Annotated in this window: 22 protein-coding genes; 15 read left to right on the forward strand and 7 right to left on the reverse strand. The window is 66.9% G+C overall.

Annotated elements, in window-relative coordinates:
* Together phzA and qscR are read right to left on the reverse strand one after the other, a co-directional pair.
* A partial coding sequence (gene phzA, locus ACTJJX_RS33640) for a phenazine biosynthesis protein PhzA (protein ID WP_033873893.1) occupies nucleotides 1-401 on the reverse strand: 401 nt, incomplete at its 3' end.
* 481 nt (nucleotides 402-882) lie between these two features.
* Complete coding sequence (qscR, locus tag ACTJJX_RS33645; protein ID WP_003118960.1) at nucleotides 883-1,596, reverse strand: quorum-sensing transcriptional repressor QscR; 714 nt, start codon at nucleotides 1,594-1,596, stop codon at nucleotides 883-885.
* 761 nt (nucleotides 1,597-2,357) lie between these two features.
* Here qscR and ACTJJX_RS33650 point away from each other — a divergent pair.
* The 8 genes from ACTJJX_RS33650 (at nucleotide 2,358) to ACTJJX_RS33685 (ending at nucleotide 10,520) form a co-directional block, all read left to right on the forward strand.
* A complete protein-coding gene (locus ACTJJX_RS33650; RefSeq protein WP_003102692.1) occupies nucleotides 2,358-3,125 on the forward strand; it encodes a sterol desaturase family protein in 768 nt (255 codons plus the stop codon).
* A gap of 5 nt (nucleotides 3,126-3,130) precedes the next feature.
* Nucleotides 3,131-4,300, forward strand: coding sequence for a hypothetical protein (locus tag ACTJJX_RS33655; RefSeq protein WP_003088150.1), 1,170 nt, complete (start codon nucleotides 3,131-3,133; stop codon nucleotides 4,298-4,300).
* A gap of 18 nt (nucleotides 4,301-4,318) precedes the next feature.
* Nucleotides 4,319-5,593 (forward strand): fatty acid desaturase, encoded by a 1,275-nt coding sequence (locus ACTJJX_RS33660; RefSeq protein ID WP_003102695.1) that lies wholly within the window; start codon nucleotides 4,319-4,321, stop codon nucleotides 5,591-5,593.
* A gap of 16 nt (nucleotides 5,594-5,609) precedes the next feature.
* Nucleotides 5,610-6,233 carry a 2OG-Fe(II) oxygenase gene (locus ACTJJX_RS33665; protein ID WP_003102697.1) on the forward strand — a complete coding sequence of 208 codons (624 nt, stop codon included), beginning with the start codon at nucleotides 5,610-5,612 and terminating at the stop codon, nucleotides 6,231-6,233.
* A 25-nt stretch (nucleotides 6,234-6,258) separates the two neighbouring features.
* A complete protein-coding gene (locus tag ACTJJX_RS33670) occupies nucleotides 6,259-8,688 on the forward strand; it encodes a penicillin acylase family protein (protein WP_016851730.1) in 2,430 nt (809 codons plus the stop codon).
* The gene (locus ACTJJX_RS33675; protein ID WP_009876284.1) at nucleotides 8,685-9,422 is read left to right on the forward strand and encodes a hypothetical protein; all 738 of its coding nucleotides are present in this window, start codon (nucleotides 8,685-8,687) and stop codon (nucleotides 9,420-9,422) included. Before ACTJJX_RS33670 ends, ACTJJX_RS33675 begins: the two co-directional genes overlap by 4 nt.
* The gene (locus ACTJJX_RS33680) at nucleotides 9,419-9,808 is read left to right on the forward strand and encodes a hypothetical protein (protein ID WP_023082486.1); all 390 of its coding nucleotides are present in this window, start codon (nucleotides 9,419-9,421) and stop codon (nucleotides 9,806-9,808) included. The genes ACTJJX_RS33675 and ACTJJX_RS33680 overlap by 4 nt, the downstream gene beginning before the upstream one ends.
* Before the next feature lie 88 nt (nucleotides 9,809-9,896).
* Nucleotides 9,897-10,520, forward strand: a complete 624-nt coding sequence (locus ACTJJX_RS33685; protein WP_003088140.1) for a glutathione S-transferase family protein — start codon at nucleotides 9,897-9,899, stop codon at nucleotides 10,518-10,520.
* A 13-nt stretch (nucleotides 10,521-10,533) separates the two neighbouring features.
* Here ACTJJX_RS33685 and ACTJJX_RS33690 read toward each other — a convergent pair whose 3' ends face one another.
* Nucleotides 10,534-10,920, reverse strand: coding sequence for a hypothetical protein (locus tag ACTJJX_RS33690; protein ID WP_003115740.1), 387 nt, complete (start codon nucleotides 10,918-10,920; stop codon nucleotides 10,534-10,536).
* A 165-nt stretch (nucleotides 10,921-11,085) separates the two neighbouring features.
* On the opposite strand from ACTJJX_RS33690, the gene ACTJJX_RS33695 reads away from it, so the two are divergent.
* Nucleotides 11,086-11,373 (forward strand): hypothetical protein, encoded by a 288-nt coding sequence (locus ACTJJX_RS33695; RefSeq protein ID WP_003088136.1) that lies wholly within the window; start codon nucleotides 11,086-11,088, stop codon nucleotides 11,371-11,373.
* Nucleotides 11,374-11,669: 296 nt separating this feature from the next.
* A complete protein-coding gene (gene dapA, locus ACTJJX_RS33700) occupies nucleotides 11,670-12,545 on the forward strand; it encodes a 4-hydroxy-tetrahydrodipicolinate synthase (protein WP_016851731.1) in 876 nt (291 codons plus the stop codon).
* Nucleotides 12,546-12,557: 12 nt separating this feature from the next.
* Here the strand turns inward: dapA and ACTJJX_RS33705 are convergent, their stop codons facing one another.
* Together ACTJJX_RS33705 and ACTJJX_RS33710 are read right to left on the reverse strand one after the other, a co-directional pair.
* Nucleotides 12,558-14,921, reverse strand: a complete 2,364-nt coding sequence (locus ACTJJX_RS33705) for a DNA polymerase II (RefSeq protein WP_003122806.1) — start codon at nucleotides 14,919-14,921, stop codon at nucleotides 12,558-12,560.
* A gap of 68 nt (nucleotides 14,922-14,989) precedes the next feature.
* On the reverse strand, nucleotides 14,990-15,523 hold the full coding sequence (locus ACTJJX_RS33710; protein WP_016851732.1) for a GNAT family N-acetyltransferase: 534 nt from the start codon (nucleotides 15,521-15,523) through the stop codon (nucleotides 14,990-14,992).
* A gap of 85 nt (nucleotides 15,524-15,608) precedes the next feature.
* Here ACTJJX_RS33710 and ACTJJX_RS33715 point away from each other — a divergent pair, with 85 nt between their 5' ends.
* Entirely contained in the window at nucleotides 15,609-16,160 is a 552-nt protein-coding gene (locus ACTJJX_RS33715) for a helix-turn-helix domain-containing protein (RefSeq protein ID WP_003102727.1), read from the forward strand.
* Here the strand turns inward: ACTJJX_RS33715 and ndhC are convergent.
* Entirely contained in the window at nucleotides 16,157-16,555 is a 399-nt protein-coding gene (gene ndhC, locus ACTJJX_RS33720) for an NADH-quinone oxidoreductase subunit A (RefSeq protein WP_003088123.1), read from the reverse strand. The genes ACTJJX_RS33715 and ndhC overlap by 4 nt on opposite strands.
* A 12-nt stretch (nucleotides 16,556-16,567) precedes the next feature.
* A complete protein-coding gene (locus tag ACTJJX_RS33725) occupies nucleotides 16,568-16,891 on the reverse strand; it encodes a DMT family transporter (protein ID WP_003102734.1) in 324 nt (107 codons plus the stop codon).
* A 330-nt stretch (nucleotides 16,892-17,221) separates the two neighbouring features.
* Between ACTJJX_RS33725 and ACTJJX_RS33730 the strand changes: the two genes are divergently transcribed.
* From ACTJJX_RS33730 to ACTJJX_RS33745, 4 genes are all read left to right on the forward strand, one after another.
* Nucleotides 17,222-17,683 carry a (2Fe-2S)-binding protein gene (locus tag ACTJJX_RS33730; protein WP_003102736.1) on the forward strand — a complete coding sequence of 154 codons (462 nt, stop codon included), beginning with the start codon at nucleotides 17,222-17,224 and terminating at the stop codon, nucleotides 17,681-17,683.
* A gap of 4 nt (nucleotides 17,684-17,687) precedes the next feature.
* Entirely contained in the window at nucleotides 17,688-19,883 is a 2,196-nt protein-coding gene (locus ACTJJX_RS33735) for a xanthine dehydrogenase family protein molybdopterin-binding subunit (RefSeq protein WP_004349295.1), read from the forward strand.
* A gap of 157 nt (nucleotides 19,884-20,040) precedes the next feature.
* Entirely contained in the window at nucleotides 20,041-20,595 is a 555-nt protein-coding gene (locus ACTJJX_RS33740) for a helix-turn-helix domain-containing protein (protein WP_003088112.1), read from the forward strand.
* Nucleotides 20,596-20,683: 88 nt separating this feature from the next.
* Nucleotides 20,684-21,262: an HD domain-containing protein gene (locus tag ACTJJX_RS33745; protein ID WP_003114949.1), complete on the forward strand. Its 579-nt coding sequence runs from the start codon at nucleotides 20,684-20,686 to the stop codon at nucleotides 21,260-21,262.
* Nucleotides 21,263-21,367 lie beyond the last annotated feature (105 nt).

The raw sequence follows: 21,367 nt of genomic DNA on the forward strand, positions 1-21,367 counted from the left end.
CGTTTTATCCGGCCGTTCTCGAGTTCGAAGGAATGGATGTAGTGGTTCTCGCAATAGCCCTGCGGATACCCCGGGACCAGCGCCTTGCCGCGCCCGTCGCACTCGACCCAGAAGTGGTTCGGATCCTCGGTCTCGAAGATCCGCACGTTGTGCCACTCCCAGTCGGGGAAGCAGCGCTCGAGCCACTCGGCGAGCCGCCTGAGGCTCTCATGGCCCCGGAAAACCAGGGGTTCGCCGCTTTCCGTGGTCCAGTTGCCGGCGCAGCCGTCCTCGACGAACAGGCTGTGCCGCTGCAACCGTTCGGCCCCCTTCATGCGCATGTAGTGCTCGACCGTGGCACGGTTGCGCCGACGCAATTCCAGGTTGTCGGTAAACCCTTTCAACCGTTGGTACTCTCGCATGGTGCGAATCTCCGCCAGTTCGAATCGACTGGCATTCATACCGGAAAGAAGACATCGGGATGACAGGCCGGAGAAATTGCCGTGAAGCTTTTTCCGGGCAAAAGTTGCCCGCTTCGGAGCGTCTCCAAAGTTTCAACTAATGCCGAATTGCCATGACCGAATGTTTCGCCTGAAACCCAGTTGTAACCAGATTTGACAGGGGACAAACTTATAAACGCTTTTTTGCAATAGCCATAACCCCTTAAAAATTACAGGTGTGGGGCAACGATTCCGTTCTATTCTTTGGCCGGTTTGCCAAGCGCCCGGAAAGTTGCACTAGCGTGCCGGACAACAGGAGGACGGGCGCAATGGCGAAGGGGGCAGCGGGGAAACGCTGCCGGTGGGAAGGCTGCGCTCAGGCGACCGGCGCAAACGCTATCCGGCCATTCGGTGAATGGCCGGACGCTTGCGCGGCGGCCTCGCTAGGCGACGAGGCGTCGATTCAGTTGAGCAGGCCGATGGCGTAAGCCTTCATGGTGGCCTCCGCCTTGTTGCTGGAGTTGAGCTTGCGCATCGCATTGACGATATGGAACTTCACCGTGCGCTGGTCGATCGACAGGATCAGGCCGATCTCGCCGTAGGTCTTGCCCACCGCGGTCCACTTGAGCATCTCGGTTTCCCTGGCGGTCAGGCGCACATTGCTTTCCGGGACGATGCGCGGCGCCAGCAGGTCGCCGAAGGTAGCCTGCAGCATGCTGGTGATCCAGAGCAGGAAGGATTCCTTCTCCAGGATTTCCGTGGCGGCGATGCTCTCGCTGGAACGCACCAGGGACAGCATGCTGATCAGCCCGTACTTGCCGCGGACCGGGATCGACCAGCCGTGACGGATGCCGTGATGCAGCGCTTCCTCCCAGAAGAAACGGTTCTCCTGGAAGTCTTCGCCATTCCAGATCAGCGGGGTGTATTCCAGGAGACCATGGCGCACGATCGGGTCGATGGATGTGTAGTCTTCGGAGATATATCTGCTTTTCCATTCCCCTGGGTAATTGGACAGGAAATGATATTTAGGTGCGGTCAGCGGGAAAGGCGCCCGCGCACCGAATGAAAAGAATTCGAATCCATAATTACCGCATATCTCGAGAACCAGGGAGAAGAACTCTTCCTCGGTTGTTATTCTTGACAAAATCTCGAGATATCCCTCTCTCTCATCATGCATGCCAGCTTCACCAGTCAACAATCGATCCCGGCAGGATTCGGTTCTTCAGCGTTTTTATTCTTTTTTGTTTCCGTCTTATCCACTCATGACAATTCCCTTTATCAAGCCGGACCTGGAAGTACATATCGCCACCGGCCCTGTGCGGGTGTTCCGGACGAGGTCGAGCCCATTCGCCGCCCGCCGGGCGACGACGAAACGAGGCTGAAGAGAACTTCTCGATGAGCACGGACACGAGGCGCCGCGCAGGAACTGCGCTGGGCTGGAGGGGACGGCGCCCCGGATCTTTGCGGAAACCGTAGAACGGCTCTCCGATGGGCCTCACGGCGGTCTTTCTCATTGTTCTTCTCGCACGCTCCATCGTCGTCGGGAGAGCCTCCCGACAACAAACCTTGGCCCATGGCGGGCCTCGTCGACGAGGCTCCCCGGGGACCAGAAATGGCAACTACATACTTCCCCCCCTATCTCTCCGCAGATACCTGCCCGGAAGGGCAGGTTGTCCCTGCCGGGCTGTGACAATTTAATTCGACCAGGCATTTCATTGTCCGTGCCGATTTTCACGAAGCGCATTCTGAGGCAATTAAAAAGAGCGCTCCATTCGACCATGGACAAGCTATCCACGCCTGACCGAGATCGCCTTCCGAATATAGCGAAGCGATAACCGCAGCCTGCCGAGAAGTGCTTCAGACAATAAACAGGACGCTGGCCTTTCGTATCGATGAAAGTTCCGCATGGCGTCCGCCCCTAAGGAAGAGGAGATAAATATGATTTATTACTTGATCGGAGTGGCGCTATTCATCTTCATGCTGGAACAGTTGGTTCCCGGCTGGAAATTGCCCAAGGTGAGCACCTGGGTGGCCCGGGTGATCTTCCTCAACATCGTCCAGGTGTCGATCGCCCTGCTCGCCGGCATCACCTGGAACAAATGGATGATGGGGCACAGCCTGCTGCACACCTCGGATGCCCTGCCACCACTGCTGGCCGGCTTCGCCGCCTACTTCGTCAACACCTTCGTCACCTACTGGTGGCATCGCGCGCGCCACGCCAACGACACGCTCTGGCGGCTGTTCCACCAGTTGCACCACGCGCCGCAACGCATCGAGGTATTCACCTCCTTCTACAAGCATCCGACCGAGATGGTCTTCAACTCGCTGCTGGGCAGCTTCGTCGCCTACGTGGTGATGGGCATCAGCATCGAGGCCGGCGCCTACTACATCATGTTCGCCGCGCTCGGCGAGATGTTCTACCACTCGAACCTGCGCACCCCGCACGTCCTCGGCTACCTGTTCCAGCGCCCGGAGATGCACCGCATCCACCACCAGCGCGACCGCCACGAGTGCAACTACAGCGACTTCCCGATCTGGGACATGTTGTTCGGCACCTACGAGAACCCCCGCCGCATCGACGAGCCGCAGGGCTTCGCCGGCGACAAGGAGCAGCAGTTCGTCGACATGCTGCTGTTCCGCGACGTGCACAGCCTCCCCGGAAAAACCCAGCCCGCCCCCGTCCTGGTCAAGCCCGACGTCAGGTGAACGCCATGATTCCAGACATCGATTCCCGTCTCAGCCGGAACATATTGAAATCCATCTCGTATGGCCTCCCCCTCGCCGAAGTGGTCCCCGACCATACCTATGCGCAACTGGAAACGCGCCTCGGCGAACTGAAACGCAGGTATCTGGAGCTGCGCATCTCCCACGGCGCGCGCGAGCTGCCGTTCAGCAACTACCTGTTCTACCTGATCCTCCAGTCGCGCCACCAGGAATTCGACTTCAAGCTGCGCCAGGGCAACTCGGTGGTCACCAACATCCACCGATTCAAGAGCAAGGGACGCATCCCGTCCCTGACCACCCTGCTCCTGGCCGATGCGGTCAACGCCAAGAGCGAGCTGGAGCTCAAGCATCCGGACATCCCGCAGCTCGACCGCCACGCTCGCGACATCGAGCGCTGGCTGGCCGCCGGCAACGTCATGCCGCCCAGCGAGCGGGCCCTGCGCGGCCTGGTTGAGGCGCTGGAGCGCGCCGCTGGCGAAGGCCGTCCGTTGCACCTGGTGAGCGCGGTATGCCCGGACTACTCGCACTCCAGCGATGCCGAGGGCAAGCCGCGCTACACCTTCGAGCGAGTCGGCGACCAGCCCGGCCTGGCCGGCGCCAAGCTGGTCAGCGCCGGCCAGGCGGTGGCGGAGCTGGCCAGGGCGCGCCAGGTGGAAATCCGCCACGCGATCCTCGGCGGCGAGTTCGAGTACCTATCGTTCAACCGCAACCCCGCCACCGGCGAGACCCGCGAGGGTTTCCTCGGCAAGGTCGAGCGCCAGCTCGAGCGGATCGCCGGGGCCCTGCCCTGCCCGGCCGCGACCTGCTCGTTCTTCGAGATGTGCGGCGGCGAGGACGGCTGGCACCGGGCCCACGGCGAGATCGTCCAGCGCCTGGAACAGGGCGACTACGGCCAGACCGGGCTGGACTACCCGGCCCTGGAATCGATCTTCCTGTCGCGCCTGCCGCTCTACGAGAAATGGTTCGCCAGCCAGTCGCGCGAGCAGATCTGGGCCAGCTTCGTCTCCCAGGCCGCCGAGTACGCATTGATGGGAAAACTCTTCGGCGAGCGCTTCGACAACTTCGTCGTGCTGGCCGTCGATCACTACCGGATGGAGCCGTTCTACTCGTTCTTCGCGACCGTCCCGACGCTCTACATCCGAACCGACTACCTGTAACGAGGGAGCGCCTGCGCCATGCAAGATGAACTGTTCAAGACCCGATACTCCAAGTACGGATACGGCATCGACGTGCGCCGTACCTACAAGGACCTGCCCTGCCAGCCGTTCTGGACCTGGGTCACCGGCAAGTCGCTGAACGACCGCCCGCCGCGACGGCCGAAAGACACCCTGCTCAAGCCCTGGCAGCTCTACCTGCACATCAGTTGGGGCTACGCGGTGTTCTTCCTCGCGGTGATCTACGGCCAGCAACTGCTCGCCTCGCAGCAGCCACTGTGGCTGAAGTGCCTGTTGGGCGCGCTGATCATGTGCCTGGTGGTCAACCGCCAGCGTGGCTTCCTCCATACCTTCCACTACACCACCCATGGCGCCAGCCTGGAGAACAAGGCGCTGGCCCGCTTCACCTGCAAGTGGATCCTGTCGATCCCGATCCTGCACACCCCGCGCGACGAGTACGTGAAGCTGCACGTGAACGAACACCACAGCGTGCGCACCTTCAATACCGAGCACGACGTCGACCTGGTCTTCATGAAACAGCACGGCTTCTACAAGGGCATGTCCGAGAGCGCCTTCTGGACCCGCCTGGTGCTCGCGCCCTTCCATCCGGCGCGGATCCTCGAGCACCTGAAGTTCCGTTTCGACGTCAGCTTCGTCTCCGCCCCGCGCCACGAGCGCGTCAGCCGGGCGCTCTACTGGGCTGCGCTGCTCGGCCTGGTGTACGCCAGCGGCTACCTGGAGGCGTTCGCGCTGTTCTACCTGTTCCCGATCTTCATCCTCACCCAGTACTCGTCGTGGATCCAGCACGTCTCCGAGCACCTCTGGTTCGCCCGCAACGAGCACGGCCTGCCGCGCTTCCTGCACTACGGCTCGCTGAGCTGGGGACGCTTCCTCGGCCGCCCCTACCCGGCCGACAAGCAGGGCCTGGCCTTCGCCCTGGCGTTCGTTCGCTGGAGCCTGGGCGTGCTGCTGATCGACATCCCGCTGCGGGTGTTCTCCTTCATGCAGGACCTGCCCAGCCACGACTTCCACCATCGCAAGCCGGGAGTGAACTTCTGGCGCATCGCGCCGGAGCGCGCGGCCAACGAGGCGCGCCCCTCGAAGTTCGGCCCGATGACCGAGACCTGGGGCATGTGGGAGAACTTCCTGATCCTGCGCGACCACCTCTGCCGCGGCCAGTCGGACCCGTTCGGAATCGTCGACTGGTACCGCGAGAACCATGCCCGGCTCGCTCCGGAGACCGATGCCGCCAACCAGCCCCACACCAACCAACCCGCATCCCAGGCTACCGCCTGATCACACAGGAAACCCCATGAATACTCAGATTGCCCAGATCACCCAGAGCCTGGCAGCCAACGGCTGCGCCTATATCACCCCCAGCGACGCGCTCTACGACGAGCAGGACTGGGAACTGATGAACCAGGTCCTGGCCAACTCGACCCTGCCGTGGGAGAAGATCCTGATCGGCGACGCCGACGAGGAGAACGACCTCTACGTGGCCCGTTTCATGACCGACCGCGACCGTCCCACGGTGGTCAACCATGCGCTGTCGGAGCTGATCATCCCGCGCGTCTGCAACGACAACGTGATGAGCCTGTTCCGCAAGCTGATGGGCGACGACGCCTTCTACGTCCGGCGCATGCAGGTGAACCGGATGAAGGCCGGCTCGTTCATCGGCCGGCACCTGGATACCGACAGCAACCCGGACTACCAGTACTCCATCGTCCTGCAGCTCGGCACCTACTTCTCCGGCGGCCAGTTCGTGGTCTACGACCGCGACGGCAACCTGCGCAACGACATCAAGCCGGAGCCGCGCTCGGTGATCATCAGCGACTGCAGCTATCCCCACGAGGTCCAGCAGGTGACCGCCGGCGAGCGCGTCTCGCTGGTGTTCTTCGTCAGTCGCCATGCGGACCGGAACCGGCGGGTCTATTGACCCGTCGGCGTGGAGACTCGAAGCGATGTCGAAGAACGCACGTTACGCCTGGCGCCTGTCCCTCGGCGGCCTGCTGCTGGGGCTACTGGCCTGCGCGGTCTACCTGCTGGCCGTCCCGCTGGGCTTCAAGTACGGCGAGATCCAGGTCGGCCATGGCCTGGAACACGAGGGGCGGATCGCCTGGGACGCCGCCGGCGTCCCGCATATCCGCGCGCAGAGCCTGGAGGACGGCTATTTCCTGCTCGGCTACAGCCACGCCAGGGATCGCCTGTGGCAGATGGAGTTCGCCCGCCGCTATGCCGGCGGGACGCTCTCCGAAGTGTTCGGCGCCAAGACCCTGCCGATGGACAGGTTCGCCCGCACCCTGGGCTTCCGACGCACCGCCGAGGGCATCTACGCCAACCTGGACGCGCCCACGCGCGTCCTGCTGCAACGCTACAGCGACGGGATCAACGCCTACCTGGAACTGGCCCCGGCGGCGCTGCCGCTGGAATTCAGCCTGGTGCGCCACGAACGGCCGGGGCCCTGGGGGCCGGTGGACAGCCTGTCCCTGCACCTGCTCTATTCCTGGACCCTGAGCGCCAACCTGGGCATGCAGTTGCAGCGCCTGGCGCTGGCCGAGCACCTGGACCTGGCGCGGATCAACGAGGTGTTCGCCCCCTATCCGGGCGAGCGGCCGCCGGCCACCCGCGACTACGCCAGCCTGTACCGCTCCCTGCACGGCACGCCGGACGCCGGCAAGCTGCTGGGGCAACTGCCCGGTTCCAACGTCGAGGGCATCGGTTCGAACAACTGGGTGGTCTCCGCCAGCCGCAGCGCCACCGGCAAGCCGCTGCTGGCCAACGATCCGCACCTGCGCCTGACCAACCCGGCGGCCTTCTACCTGGCCAGCCTGAAGATCCCCGGCCTGAGCCTCACCGGCGCCAACTTCGCCGGCGCCCCGCTGTTCGTCATCGGCCATAACCAGCGCATCGCCTGGGGCTACACCAATACCGGCTCGCACATCCAGGACGCCTACCTGGAGCGCGTCGATCCCCAGGACCCGCGGCGCTACCTGACCCCGGACGGCTACCGGCCCTTCGAGACGCGCCTGGAACGCATCGCCGTGCGCGACGGCGAGCCGGTCTCGCTGGAGGTCCGCAGCACCCGCCACGGCCCGGTGATAAGCGACATCTACGAACCGGCGCGGCTGCCGCAGGCGCAGCGCGACCGGCTGGTGATCGCCCTCGCCTGGACCGGCCTCGACCGTCACGACAAGACCTTCCCGAGCCTGCTGGCGATCAACCGGGCCGAAGGCTGGGAACAGTTCCTCGACGCCGCCGCCGACTTCGGCGTACCGCCGCAGAACATGGTCTATGCCGACGTCGAGGGCAACATCGGCTACATCTCCGCCGGTCGCGTACCGCTCCGCGGCGCCGACGACGACCTCCATGGCCTGGCCCCCTCGCCCGGCTGGGAGAGCCGCTACGACTGGGTCGGCTACGTACCGGAAAGCGCCAAGCCACGCAGCCTCAACCCGCGCGAAGGGTTCATCGCCACGGCGAACCAGCGCATCGTGCCGCCCGACAATGCCTTCGACTTCGGCCACGACTGGGTCCTGCCCTACCGCTACGACCGTATCCGCGAGTGGCTCGGCGGCCCCGGCCAGCGCACCCTGGAAGACAGCCTGGAGTTGCAGAACGACGAGTTCTCCAGCGTGATGGCGAGCCTGTTGCCGAAGATGCTGGAGCAGGTCAGCGACCCCGAACTGCGCGCCAGCGAGGCCTTCGCCCTGCTCCAGGGCTGGAACCACCAGGCCGCCGCCGACCTGGCCGCGCCACTGATCGCCGGCTACTGGGTACGCGCCTTCACCCGCGAGCTGCTGCAACCGAGGATCGGCACGCAGTTGCTGGCCAGCGGCTGGAACCAGCGCAACTACGACGGATTCCTCCGGCTGATCCTCGACGGCCAGGCCGATCTGCGCTTCTGGTGCGGCCAGGAACAAGGCTGCGACCTCAAGCTGAACCAGTCGCTGCGCCGCGCCCTCGACGAACTGCGAGCCGCCCACGGAAGCGCGCCGAGCGGCTGGAAGTGGGGCGAGGCGCACGCCGCCCTCGCCGAGCACGTGCCCTTCCACAAGACCCCGTTGCGCGCGCTGTTCGACCTGAAGAACAACAAGGGCGGCGACAACTTCAGCGTCAACGTCGGGCGCTTCGACTACAGCGACCCGGCCAACCCGTTCAACACACGGATCGCCGCGACCCTGCGGATGGTCATCGACCTGGCGGACTTCGACAACTCGCGCTACGCGCTGTCCACCCGCAATTCCGGCCTGCCGTTCGACGGCGCCACCGATCTCAACGAACTCTGGGCCCGCGGCGCGTACATCCGTATCGCCGACGACGCCCCCGACGCGACGGACCGCCAGTTGGTCCTGCGCCCTTCAGCCTCTTCCTCCGGCGAGCCACGACCATGACCAGCGATCCGCAGAAAAACGCCTTCGACCTCGACTACTCCAGCCGCGAACGGCAGTTCCCCGAGGGCTTCAAGCGCAAGATAGTCGCCGACCTGCAAGAGGGAATGCCGCAGTTCGACGTGCTGCAATACTTCGGCAACCAGCCGGATATCTTCGAGACCTACGACCACCTGGTACTGGCGACCGATCCGGAGGGCGAACGGATCATCGGCATCCTGGGCGCGAAGGACTTCGTCCGCGGCGCGACGCGTTTCCTCTACCTGTGGACAGCGATGGTGGTCGACCGCTACCACCGCACCAGCCTGTTCAAGCGGATCAACCAGTTCTTCCTGCGCCAGGTCAGCGAGCGCAACGGCGGGCTGCCGCCACTGATCGTGGCGAAGACCTACAACCCTGTGGTCTACAACATGTTCCGCGCCCTCAGCGCGCGGATCCCGGGAGCGACGCTGTACCCGGACCTGGAAGCGCCGCGCCAGAGCCCGGACATGGTCGACCTGGCCCGCGACGTGGTCGGCACGCTGTCCGCCAACCTGCGCCTGGATGCGGAAACCGGCCTGATACCCGGCGGGCAACGCAGCGTCGCCCCGGATTTCTTCCCGCGCATGGCGATGTCCAGCCACGCCAGGACCAACGACCACTTCGTCGCCCACGTCGGCAGCAGCGACCAGATCCTCTGCATGGTCCGCCTCGCGCCCGGTGCCGAACCCTACGTGCAGCAGAGGATCATCCGGTGAGCGGACTCGCGCAGCGCTCCGACGACCCGTGGCTGGCGGCGCTGCCGGCCGCGGTGCTCTACGGCGCCTGGGCGGCCTATGCCAACCAGGACGGCGGCCTGGCCGGGATGGGCGTCGCCGCCCTGCTCCAGGGCGCCGCGAGTCTCCTGGCGACGCGCTTCGGCCTGTACCTGTTGCAATGTCTCGGCCGCCGCCACGACCTTGCGCAACGCCAGGCGCCCCTGCTGGTGGTGCTCCTGCTGACCGCGCCGATGGCCGCGCTGCACTGGCTCTCGGGCACGCCGCATCCATTGGCGAGCGTGGCGCCATCGTTCGTCATCGGCTGGCTCTACTTCGCCCTCTGGGCGCGCCGCCGCCCGGGCCGCCGGCAAGCCAGCGGCGCCTAGCCGGCGCCCCCGCTCGAGCCGCTCCCCGTCGGCGGGATCGGCCCGTATACTCGGAGCCTTCCTATCCGCCCAAGGACGCGCCATCGCCATGCTGGAGATTCTCGGAAAGGCCTCTTCGATCAACGTGCGCAAGGTGCTCTGGACCTGCGCCGAACTGGACCTGCCCTACCGCCGCGAAGACTGGGGCAGCGGCTTCCGCGACACCCACGCGGCGGAATTCCTCGCCCTCAACCCGAACGCCATGGTGCCGGTGCTGCGCGACGGCGAACTGGTGCTCTGGGAATCCAACAGCATCATCCGCTACCTGGCCAACCGCTATGCCGGCGAACGCCTCTATCCGCAGCAGGCGGCGCCGCGCGCGCGGGTCGACCAGTGGCTGGACTGGCAGGCCTCCGACCTCAACCGCTCGTGGAGCTATGCCTTCATGAGCCTGGTCCGGCAGTCGCCGGCGCACCGCGACGCGGCCCAGGTGGAGGCTTCGTTGCGCGGCTGGACGGGCTTCATGGAAATCCTCGAGGGACAACTGCTACGCACTGGCGCCTATGTCGCCGGCGAGACCTTCAGCCTGGCCGACATCGCCATCGGCCTGTCGGTCAACCGCTGGTACGAGACGCCGTTCGAGCATCCGTCGCTGCCAGCGGTGCGCGCCTATTACGAGCGCCTCGGCGCCCGTCCCGGCTTCCTCGCCCACGGCCGCAACGGCGTACCCTGAGCGAGGCGCGCGATCACTGGCCGAGCGCCTTGTTCAGGCGCTGCGCCAGGGCGGTGGTGTTGGCGCCGGCGGTATCCAGCAGCAGGTAGTCGTAGTCGGACTTGGCCACCGGGGCGATGCGGTATTGCAGGACGCCCTCGACCACCTGCTGACCGGCCGGCACGCTGAGGGTGCCGACGCAGGACAGCACGCCGCTGTCGGGATCCTTCTCGAGGATCGCCACGTCGCGCAGCGCGCTGTCCTTGAACTCCGGCGAGCGCTCGGTGATCGCGCCCTGGAGGAAGATCCGCATCAGTTGGTCTTTCACGTCCGGCGAGGCACAGGCCTCGGCCTCCTTCTTCGCGCAGGCGCTCAACAGCAGCGCGGCGCCCAATACAGCGAGCACGGGTAGCTTCATCATCCCCTCGGGGGTTGGTTGGTGATGCGCAGTTGGACTGCGCCGCCGGCGAATGATTCCCAGGCCCCGCGCGGCGCCTACCGCAGCCAGCACTGGCCAGCCGGCGCGTCTGCCAGTAGTCTGTCCGCCGCGCTGGCGACGCCGGCCCCACGCCAACTGGAGCAAGACATGTACCGAGACACCGTGACCCTCACCGTCAGCGCCGAGCAACGCGGCCGCGAAAGCGAGGCCGTGGACAACCCGAACGTCGCCATCGGCCTGGAAAGCGTCGAGCCGGGCGTGCTCAAGCTGCACTTCGAAGGCCAGCTGGACGCCCCGGAGAACGCTACCCACATCTGCTTCAGCCTGACCATCGGCCTCACCTACTACGGCCCGATCCTCGACGGCGCGGCCAGCGAGAACGGCGGCTGGATGACCTTCGAAAGCGACATGCTCGACCCGGCGCAACTGGCCTGAACCCGCGACGCGGTTGACAGCGCGCCGCGCAGCCCGTAGAAATTGCCCGTCCCCCTTTTTCCGGTATTCCACGGCATGTCCCTGTCCTTCGACTTCGAGCGTTTTCCGCTTGGCCCCGGCGCCAAGGCTCGGGGCCGTGCCGTTGCCGCGAAGAAATCGAAGAAACAGTCGCTCATTTGACCGGGGCGTGCTGTCCCGTCAGGTGAGCTGACAGGACACGCAGGCGCTCCCGCCTCCCGCCGAACCCCTTCCGCCCTCCTGACGCCGACAAGACGGTCAGCCACCAGGAGAGAGTCATGTCATCGTTCCAAGGTATCTGGGTCCCACTGGTCACGCCGTTCCGCCATGGCGAGATCGACTTCGCCGCGCTGCCGCGCCTGCTCGACCACCTGCTGAATGCCGGTGTCGCCGGGGTCGTGGTCTGCGGTACCACCGGCGAAGCCGCGGCGCTCGAACACGGCGAACAGCTGCAATTGCTCGACGCCGTGCTCGAACGGGTGGCGCCGGAGCGCGTGGCGATGGGGCTGGCCGGCAACAACCAGGCGCAACTGCTGGCCTTCCAGCGCGAAGTGCTAGAGCGTCCGATCGCCGGCCTGCTGGTGCCGGCGCCCTACTACATCCGCCCCTCCCAGGAGGCGCTGGTGCGCTTCTTCCATGGGGTCGCCGACGCGTCCAGCGTGCCGCTGATCGTCTACGACATTCCCTATCGCACCGGTGTGCGCATGGAACTGGAAACCCTGCGACGGATCGTCGACCACCCGCGCATCGCCGCGATCAAGGACTGCGGCGGCAGCCTGGAAAACACCCTGGCATTGCTGGCAGACGGCCAGGTGGCGGTGCTCGCCGGCGAAGACCTGCAAATGTTCAACGCCTTCTGCCTGGGCGCCAGCGGTGCCATCGCCGCCTCCGCGCACCTGCACCCACAGCGCTTCGTCGCGCTTCACCGGCAGGTCGTCGAGGGCCGGCTGGAAGCGGCCCGGGCCAACTTCTTCGCGCTGTTGCCGTTGATCCGTGCGGCCTTCGCCGAACCCAACCCGGCGCCGGTCAAGGCCGGCCTGGCGCGCCAGGGACTGATCGGCGACGAGCTGCGCGCGCCCTTGCTGGGCTGCGGCGCGGCACTGGCGGAACGGCTCGGGAGCTTGCTCGCGGAGATCCCGGCGCGGCTCGCCTAGGCGTCGGCAGCCTCAGAACAGCGCCATCTGCCGGTCGACCAAAGTGGCGAAATCATCGCCGACGAACGGCAGGATGGCGTCGGCCACCGGCTGCAACTGCTTGCCCACGTAGTGCTCGTAGTCGATGGCCGAACGCCGCGCCTCGAGCGGCTCGGGACCGGCGACGCTGATCACGTAGCTGATCCAGCCGCCGCTCTGGTACTGCCGCGGGCGCCCGCGCTCGAGGTTGTAGTCGTCGGCGATGCGCGCCGCGCGCACATGCGGCGGCACGTTGCGCTGGTAATCGTCGAGGCGCCGGCGCAGGCGCTTGCGGTAGACCAGCAGGTCGTCCAGCTCGCCGGCCAGGGTCCGTCGTACGTAATCGCGCACGTAGTCCTGGTAGGGCTGGCGATTGAAGATGCGCAGGTAGAGTTCCTGCTGGAAGCGCTGGGCCAGCGGCGACCAGTCGGTGCGCACGGTCTCCAGGCCCTTGAAGACCATCTCCTCGCCACCGTCGGCGCGGCGCACCAGGCCGGCGTAGCGTTTCTTGCTGCCCTCCTCGGCGCCGCGCACGGTGGGCATGAGAAAACGCCGGTAATGGGTCTCGAATTGCAGCTCGAGGGCGCTGTCGAGGCCGAATTCTTCTTTCAGGTGCTCGCGCCACCAGTCGTTGACCCGCGCCACCAGCGCCCGGCCGATGGCCGCGGCCTCCTCCTCGGCGCGGGGGCTGCCGAGCCAGACGAAGGTGGAGTCGGTATCGCCATAGATCACCGTATAGCCCTCGGCCTCGATCAACTCGCGGGTACGGCGCATGATCCGATGCCCGCGCAGGGTGATGGACGAGGCCAGGCGCGGGTCGAAGAAGCGGCAGCCGCTGGAACCCAGCACCCCGTAGAAGGCGTTCATGATGATCTTCAACGCCTGCGAGAGCGGCTGGTTGCGTTCGCGCTTGGCCGCCTCGCGGCCCTCCCAGACCCGTGCGACGATGGCCGGCAGGCAATGCCGGGTACGCGAGAAGCGGGCGCCGCGAAAGCCTTCCACCGAGTGCTCGTCGTCCGGCTGGCGCAGGCCTTCCACCAGGCCGACCGGATCGATCAGGAAGGTACGGATGATCGACGGATACAGGCTCTTGTAGTCGAGCACCAGCACCGATTCGTAGAGGCCCGGCCGCGAGTCCATGACGAAGCCGCCGGGACTGGCTTCCGGACGCTTCTCGCCGAGGTTCGGGGCGACGAAGCCGGCGCGGTGCATCAACGGCATGTACAGGTGGGTGAAGGCCGCCACCGAGCCGCCGCTGCGGTCCGCCGGCAGGCCGGTGACGGTGGCCCGTTCGAGGAGGAAGTCGAGCAGTTCGGTACGGGCGAAGATCCGCGTCACCAATTCGCAGTCCTTCAGGTTGTAGTGCGCGAGGGCCGGCTTGTCCTCGGCGAACATGCGATCGATCTCGTCCATCCGCTGGTACGGATTGTCGATCGCCTTGCCTTCGCCGAGCAGGGTCCGGGCGACGTTCTCCAGGCTGAACGAGGGGAAGCTCCAGGTCGCCGAGCGCAGCGCCTCGATGCCATCGATGATCAGGCGGCCGGCCGCCGCGGCGAAAAAGTGGTTGTTGCGGCTGCCGTGCTCGCGCCAGCCCATTTCGTCGCCGCCACGCCCCAGGCGCAGCGGCACCTTCAGGCGCTGGGCATGCTCATGCAGGACGCGCAGGTCGAACTGCACCAGGTTCCAGCCGATGATGGCGTCGGGATCGTGCTCGGCCAGCCACTGGTTGAGACGTTCCAGCAGCCCGGCACGGCTGTCGCAATAGTCGAGGCGGAAATCCACGGCCGCGGCATCGCCGTTGGCCGGGCCGAGCATGTATACCTGGCGCTGGCCGCAGCCTTCCAGGGCAATGGAGTAGAGATCGCCGCGGGCGTTGGTCTCGATGTCCAGCGACACCAGGCGCAGGCGCGGGCGATAGTCCGGAGCCGGCTTCAGGCGCCGGGCGAGCAGGCTGCCGTCAGCCTCGACACTCGCCTCCAGGCTGACCGGCGCGGTGATGAAGCGCTCCATCAGGTAGCGCTCCGGCGGCCGGATATCGGCCTCGAACACCTCGACGCCGGCCTGGCGCAAGCGTTTCTCCAGATTCATCAGTTGGCGATGCTGCTGGCAGTACAGGCCGAGCACCGGCCGCTGCTGGAAGTCGCGCAGCGCCAGCGGCCGCAGCTCGGCGCCAGTCTCCCCGGCGAGCAGGGACTCGACGCGCCCGCGCTGCTCGGCGAGGACGAACGCCACCGACGGCTGCGGCGGCAGCCGCACCTGCCGCGGGCCCTGCTCGGTCGCCAGCCAGAACGCGACTTCCGTGCCGGCCGGCGTATCGCGCCAGTGCCGGGTCAGGACGAACCCTTGCAGTAACTCCACCATCGACCCCGAATCTCTCGCATCCGCCGATTCTACCCGGCCTGCCTTGGGAACGCTGGCATCTTCGGTCAGCCGGCAGCAGCCAGGCGCTTGTAGAAATAGGTGGTGGGGCAGGGCGTGCCGTCCGGCATCAGGGCGTAGTCCGGGATTTCCCCGACCCGTGTCCAGCCGGTCTTCAGGTACAGCCGTTCGGCGGCGCTGCCGCTGACCGTATCCAGCACCAGCAGGGACTTGCCGCAGGCCCGGGCGAGCCGGTCCAGCTCGCCCATCAGCGCCTCGCCGATGCCGCGCCGACGCGCACGCCGGTGCACCAGCATCTTCGCCACGTCGGCGCGGTGCGGCTGGTTCGGCGGTTGGTCGAGGAGCAGTTGCACGGTACCGACGATCCGCCCCTCCGCTTCCGCCACCAGCAGCAGGCGTTCATCGCCCGCCACGCTCTCGCCGACGCCGCGCCAGAAAACCAGCGCCCGCTCCCGCGGCAACGGCCACATGAAGCTGACCGAAGCCCCGCCTTCCACGCAGTCCAGCAGTACCTCGGCCAGTTCGTCCAGGCGCGCCAGAATCTCCTCGCCAGCCAGGCGGCGAATCGTCGGTTCGGTCATCGCGGGCAAGCTCCAATGCAAGGTCGAATTTCCAATATATTGGACAGTGACTATCATGGACGAGAAAAATCCGCCAGGGCCACTCATGGATATCGACGAACTGATTGCCCGACGCCTAGCCGCCCTGCGCAAGGAGCGCGAGCTGACCCTCGCCCAACTGGCCGAACGCTGCGCGGTGAGCAAGGCGATGATCTCGCGCATCGAGCGCAACCAAAGCAGCCCCACCGCCAGCGTCCTCGGCCGTCTCGCCGGCGGCCTGGGGGTCGCCCTCTCCGAGCTGCTCGGCGACGCGCAGGCGCCGGCCGAACCGCTCTGCCGGCGCGCGCAGCAGGAAGTGTGGGAAGACCCGGCCAGCGGCTACCGCCGCCGCCAGGTCGGCGCTCGCGATCCGCGCAGCGGCTGCGAGATGGTGGAAGTGGAGATCCCGGCGAACGCCCGCCTCGACTATCCCCGCTGGGGCGGCCGGCCCTACCGGCAGCGCCTGTGGCTGGTCGAGGGTGCGCTGCGGGTGGATTACGGCGAGCAGTCGTTCCACCTGCAACGCGGCGACCGCCTGGACTTCGGCGTCGACCGCGCGGTGACCTTCGCCACCGCCGGGCAAGCCTGCCGCTACCTGCTGGTGATCCTCCACGACTAGTCGTGCGGCTTTTTCCGCCGGCGCTCCGGCGACCAGTCGAGGGCGCCGACCCGGTGCAGGTAGAACAGTCCGACCAGCAGCAGGGAGACGAACAGCGTCGCCTCGACGAAACCCGCCCAGCCATTCTCCCGTAGCGACACCGCCCAGAGGTAGAGGAACGGCATCTCGATGCCGAAGATCACGAACAGCATGGCGACCAACGCGTACTTGACCGAGAAGCGCAAGCGCGACGAGCCGGTGGAATCCACCCCCGACTCGAACGGCAGGTTCTTCGCCCGGCCATGCGATCGGCCGCCCAGCACCCGGCCCAACCCCAGCATGAGCAGGCAAAGGGCGAGCGCGCCGAAGAGGTAGGCGAGCAAGGCCCAGGTCGCGGGAGCGAAGGATGCGTACATGATGGTCGCCCCTCAGCCCTGACGGGTCGCCAGCTTGAGAATGACGATGCCGGCCACGATCAGCCCCACCGCCAGCAGCCGCAACGGGCTCGGGCTTTCGCCGAAGAGCAGGATGCCCAGGGCGAAGGCGCCGACCGCACCGATGCCGACCCAGATGGTGTAGGCCGTGCCGAGGGGCAGGGTTTTCATGGAAACGGCCAGCAGGCCGAAGCTGAGGATCATGAACAGCAGGGTGACCAGGCTCGGCCACAGGCGGGTGAAGCCGGCCGACTCCTTCATGGCCGTGGCCCAGACGATTTCGAAGACACCGGCGAGCAAGAGATAGATCCACGCCATTTTCAGCCTCTCTGCAGGGTCGTCCCCGCGCAATGAAAGAGGGAAAACGGGTCGTCCCGCTTCCGGCTGAAAGTGCGTGCCGCCCGGGCGGGCGTCAGTCACCGACGGCAGCGATCCTAGCGCGTTGCCGATGCCGGGTGAACGCCTGCGCCGACGGAGTTGTTTCGCCGCGTTTCCGCGCCGCGCCCGCCGAGACGCTCGGCAGGATTGATCTAGACTTTCGCAGGATCGTGCAAGGCGTCCGTTTCGTCCTTCGCGCACACTTCGCCCGATGCATCCCTGCCTGATAAGAGATAACGCCCTGCCCGGGCCTTTCCGTGGAGAATCAGCATGCCCACCTCGCTCGTCCTGAACGGCAAGAACGTCACCCTCGACGTCGATCCCAACATGCCCCTGCTCTGGGCCATCCGGGAAAGCGCCGGCCTGCACGGCACCAAGTTCGGCTGCGGCATGGCCCAGTGCGGCGCCTGCACCGTGCAACTGGACGGCACCGCGGTACGTTCCTGCGTGCTGCCGGTCTCCGCGGTCGCCGGCAAGCGCGTCACCACCATCGAGGGTATCCAGAGCAAGCCCGGCAAGGCCGTGCAGGACGCCTGGGTCAAGCTCCAGGTACCGCAGTGCGGCTACTGCCAGTCCGGCCAGATCATGTCCGCCACCGCGCTGCTGGAGCAGAACGCCAGCCCCAGCGACGCCGACATCGATGCCGCGATGAACGGCAACATCTGCCGCTGCGCCGCCTATGTGCGGATCCGCGCCGCCATCCACGAAGCCGCCGACACCCTGAAGGCCTGACGCCATGAACAGCAAGATCGATCTGAGCAACGCCCTTCCCGGCTCGCGCCGCGGCTTCCTCAAAGGCGCCGCGGTGGTCGGCCTGACCATCGGCTTCCAGTGGAGCGGAGCCCGGCGTGCCCTCGCCGCGGCCCTGCCGGACGCCGGCTTCGCGCCCAACGCCTTCCTGCGGATCGCTCCGGACGACAGTGTCACGGTGATCGCCAAGCACGTGGAGATGGGCCAGGGTGCCTATACCGGTATCGCCACCATCGTCGCCGAGGAACTCGACGCGGACTGGAGCAAGGTCCGCGTGGAAAGCGCGCCCGCCGACGCCAAGCGCTACGCCAACCTGGCCTTCGGCACCATGCAGGGCACCGGCGGCAGTTCGGCGATGGCCAACTCCTGGATGCAATTGCGCGAGGCCGGGGCCAAGGCGCGCGCGATGCTGGTCGAGGCCGCCGCCCGCCAGTGGCGAGTGCCGGCCACCGAACTGCGCACCCGCGACGGCTTCGTCGAACATCCGGCCAGCCAGCGCAAGGCCAGCTACGGTTCGCTGGCCGCTGCGGCGGCGGAACTGCCGGTGCCGGAAAAAGTGCAATTGAAGGATCCCAAGGACTTCCGCCTGATCGGTCACCAGGCGCCGCGCGTCGACGTTCCCGGCAAGACCGACGGCAGTGCGCAATTCACCCTCGACGTCAGCCTGCCCGGCATGCTGGTCGCCCTGCTCCAGCGCCCGCCGCTGTTCGGCGCCACGGTGAAATCGTTCGACGCCACGGCGACCAGGGCGATTCCGGGGGTGGTCGAGGTGGTCCAGGTGCCGCACGGCGTGGCGGTGGTCGCCAAGGGCTTCTGGGCGGCGAAGCAAGGCCGCGACGCGCTCAAGGTCGAGTGGGACGAGAGCAAGGCCGAGAAGCGTGGTTCCGAGGCGCTGATGGCGGAGTACCGCAAGCTCGCCGAGCAACCCGGCAAGCCCGCGCGCAGGGACGGCGACGCCGCCAAGGCGGTGGCCGGGGCGACCCGCAGGATCGCCGCCAGCTACGAGTTCCCGTTCCTCGCCCATGCGCCGATGGAGCCGCTGGACGCGGTGGTCAGGCTGACCGCCGACAGCTGCGAGATCTGGGCCGGCGACCAGTTCCAGACCGTCGACCAGGGCAACGCGGCGCGCACCGCCGGGCTGAAGCCGGAGCAGGTGAAGATCAATACGCTCTACGCCGGCGGCAGCTTCGGCCGGCGCGCCAACGCCTGGTCGGACTATATCGTCGAGGCGGTATCGATCGCCAAGGCGCTGGGCGCCAACGGCGTGCCGGTGAAGCTGCAATGGACCCGCGAGGACGACATCCACGGCGGTTTCTACCGGCCGATGTACTACCACCGGCTCGAAGCCGGGCTCGACGCCGACGGCAAGCTGGTCGGCTGGCAACATCGCATCGTCGGCCAGTCGATCCTGGAAGGCACGCCGTTCGCCGCGGTGATGGTCAAGGACGGCATCGACGCCACCTCGGTGGAAGGCGCCGCCAACCTGCCCTATGCGGTGCCCAATGTCTCGGTCGAGCTGAGCACCACCCAGGTCGGCGTGCCGGTCCTGTGGTGGCGGGTGGTCGGCAGCTCGCACACGGTCTACGCGGTGGAGGCGTTCATCGACGAGGCGGCGCAGGCCGCCGGCAAGGACCCCTACCTGTTCCGCCGCGACCTGCTGGCAGAGCAGCCGCGCCTGCGCGGCGTGCTCGAACTGGCTGCGGAAAAGGCCGGCTGGGACCCGTCCAGGCCGCTGCCCGCCGGGCGCGGGCGCGGGATCGCGGTGACCGAGGCATTCAAGACCTTCGTCGCCCAGGTGGTCGAGGTCTCGGTGGACAAGGACGGCAAGCTGAAGGTCGAGCGGGTGGTCTGTGCGGTGGACTGTGGCATCCCGATCAACCCGGACGTGATCGCCGCGCAGATGGAGGGCGGCATCGGCTTCGGCCTCGGCGCGATCCTGCACAGCGCGATCACCCTGAAGGACGGCAAGGTCGAGCAGAACAACTTCGACGGCTACCAGGTGCTGCGGATCGCCGAGATGCCCAAGGTCGAAGTGCACATCGTGCCCTCCGGCGAAGCGCCCACCGGGGTCGGCGAACCCGGTGTGGCGCCCATCGGCCCGGCGCTGGCCAATGCGATCTTCGCCGCCACCGGGCAACGCCTGTACAACCTGCCCTTCCCCACCTCCTTCGCCAAGGCCTGAGCGAGACGCCCGCCGGCAGCTCCACGGCTGCCGGCGCGGCGCGGGCGGCCCTCCGAGGATCGCCGCCGACCATACGGGTCCCCCCGGTGTCGCGCCGATTTGCCTCCGCCCGGCGTCGGGCGCAGACTTCAGCGTCCATTCGCCCGCGTAGCCAAGCATGACCGAGCCTCTCCCTTCTTCGTCCCTGGGCCCCGCCCTGCGTCGCTGGCGCCTGCTGCACCGGGTCAAGCAAACGCATGCCGCCGAATTGCTCGGCGTGGCGCAATCGACCATCTCGCGCTGGGAATCCGGTACCCAGGCGCTGCTGGTGGAGGAACGGGCACGCCTGGAGCGTCTGCTCGGCGCCCGCCTGGAAGCCGCCGCCGACCAGGCACTGGCCCGCCTGGTCGAGGCCAACCCGCAACCCGTGCACCTGATCTGCGACCTCACCCATCGCCTGTTGGCCTGTTCGCCGGCACGCGCCGCGCAATTCGGCGTGCCTCTCGGCGAACTGCTCGACCGTTCGCTGTGGCCCTATTGCAGCGAGGAAATCCTCCGCCAGGAAGCCACCCTCGAGGAACTCGGCTGGCGCGAACTGCTGGCACCGCCGGCGCTGGAGTTCGCCAGCGGAGCGAACGCCTCGGCCATCGTGCCGATCCGGCGCAGCCGTTGCCGCTGGACCCGCATGACCCTCTCGGACGGACGCGCGGTGCGCCTGGTGGAAACCCTCTGAACGTCGCCGCGGATATTTTATCCATGGACCTTCAGCACCGCCGCGCCTAGGCTTGCAGGCTCGTTTCACCGGTAGCGGAGCCCGCGCCATGTCCCTCGAACTGCTGAGCAACCGCCTCGAATTCCTCCGCGAAGCCGAACGCCTGAAAGACGTCCTGCGCTCCGCGCACACCTCCTCCGGCCGCCCGGAAAGCACCGCCGAACATAGCTGGCGGCTGTGCCTGATGGCACTGGCCTTCGAGGACCAACTGGCCGGCCTGGACCTCGGCAAGGTCCTGCGCATGTGCGTGGTCCACGACCTCGGCGAAGCGATCCACGGCGACATCCCTGCCGTCGAGCAGGCCGCGCACCCGGACAAAGGCGAACAGGAACGCGCCGACCTGTTGCAGCTGACCCGTCACCTCGACGCTCCGCTGCGCGACCGCCTGCTCGCCCTGTGGGACGAATACGAGCGCGGCGAGTCCGCCGAAGCCCTGGCAGTGAAGGCCCTGGACAAGCTGGAAACCCTGCTCCAGCACACCCAGGGCGACAATCCGGCGGACTTCGACTATGCCTTCAACCTCGACTACGGCCGTCGCTATACCGACCGCGCACCGTTGTTCAAGACCCTGCGCGAGCTACTCGACGCCAGGACCCGACAGCGCCTCGCAGTTCGGCGCGACGCCTAGCGTGCGCCCGCCCGGGCAGCGTTACCAGCGCCACCGCCTACGTAGCTCGCCATGGCTACAGGGAAGCGGCTGGCACGTTTCCACCGACCGGGCCTGTCCTGCACG

It is taken from the genome of Pseudomonas sp. 22490 (assembly GCF_052044465.1).
GTDB classification, from domain to species: Bacteria; Pseudomonadota; Gammaproteobacteria; order Pseudomonadales; family Pseudomonadaceae; genus Pseudomonas; species Pseudomonas aeruginosa.

Excerpts from the sequence above, each read along its gene's own strand:
- ACTJJX_RS33690 (WP_003115740.1), bottom strand. The coding sequence starts at position 10,920 with ATGATGAAGCTACCCGTGCTCGCTGTATTGGGCGCCGCGCTGCTGTTG.
- dapA (WP_016851731.1), top strand. The coding sequence starts at position 11,670 with ATGTCATCGTTCCAAGGTATCTGGGTCCCACTGGTCACGCCGTTCCGC.
- ACTJJX_RS33650 (WP_003102692.1), top strand. The coding sequence starts at position 2,358 with ATGATTTATTACTTGATCGGAGTGGCGCTATTCATCTTCATGCTGGAA.
- ACTJJX_RS33685 (WP_003088140.1), top strand. The coding sequence starts at position 9,897 with ATGCTGGAGATTCTCGGAAAGGCCTCTTCGATCAACGTGCGCAAGGTG.
- ACTJJX_RS33670 (WP_016851730.1), top strand. The coding sequence starts at position 6,259 with ATGTCGAAGAACGCACGTTACGCCTGGCGCCTGTCCCTCGGCGGCCTG.
- qscR (WP_003118960.1), bottom strand. The coding sequence starts at position 1,596 with ATGCATGATGAGAGAGAGGGATATCTCGAGATTTTGTCAAGAATAACA.
- ACTJJX_RS33730 (WP_003102736.1), top strand. The coding sequence starts at position 17,222 with ATGCCCACCTCGCTCGTCCTGAACGGCAAGAACGTCACCCTCGACGTC.
- ACTJJX_RS33655 (WP_003088150.1), top strand. The coding sequence starts at position 3,131 with ATGATTCCAGACATCGATTCCCGTCTCAGCCGGAACATATTGAAATCC.
- ACTJJX_RS33735 (WP_004349295.1), top strand. The coding sequence starts at position 17,688 with ATGAACAGCAAGATCGATCTGAGCAACGCCCTTCCCGGCTCGCGCCGC.
- ACTJJX_RS33715 (WP_003102727.1), top strand. The coding sequence starts at position 15,609 with ATGGATATCGACGAACTGATTGCCCGACGCCTAGCCGCCCTGCGCAAG.
- ACTJJX_RS33710 (WP_016851732.1), bottom strand. The coding sequence starts at position 15,523 with ATGACCGAACCGACGATTCGCCGCCTGGCTGGCGAGGAGATTCTGGCG.
- ACTJJX_RS33695 (WP_003088136.1), top strand. The coding sequence starts at position 11,086 with ATGTACCGAGACACCGTGACCCTCACCGTCAGCGCCGAGCAACGCGGC.
- ACTJJX_RS33725 (WP_003102734.1), bottom strand. The coding sequence starts at position 16,891 with ATGGCGTGGATCTATCTCTTGCTCGCCGGTGTCTTCGAAATCGTCTGG.
- ACTJJX_RS33665 (WP_003102697.1), top strand. The coding sequence starts at position 5,610 with ATGAATACTCAGATTGCCCAGATCACCCAGAGCCTGGCAGCCAACGGC.
- ACTJJX_RS33675 (WP_009876284.1), top strand. The coding sequence starts at position 8,685 with ATGACCAGCGATCCGCAGAAAAACGCCTTCGACCTCGACTACTCCAGC.
- ACTJJX_RS33740 (WP_003088112.1), top strand. The coding sequence starts at position 20,041 with ATGACCGAGCCTCTCCCTTCTTCGTCCCTGGGCCCCGCCCTGCGTCGC.
- ndhC (WP_003088123.1), bottom strand. The coding sequence starts at position 16,555 with ATGTACGCATCCTTCGCTCCCGCGACCTGGGCCTTGCTCGCCTACCTC.
- ACTJJX_RS33660 (WP_003102695.1), top strand. The coding sequence starts at position 4,319 with ATGCAAGATGAACTGTTCAAGACCCGATACTCCAAGTACGGATACGGC.
- ACTJJX_RS33745 (WP_003114949.1), top strand. The coding sequence starts at position 20,684 with ATGTCCCTCGAACTGCTGAGCAACCGCCTCGAATTCCTCCGCGAAGCC.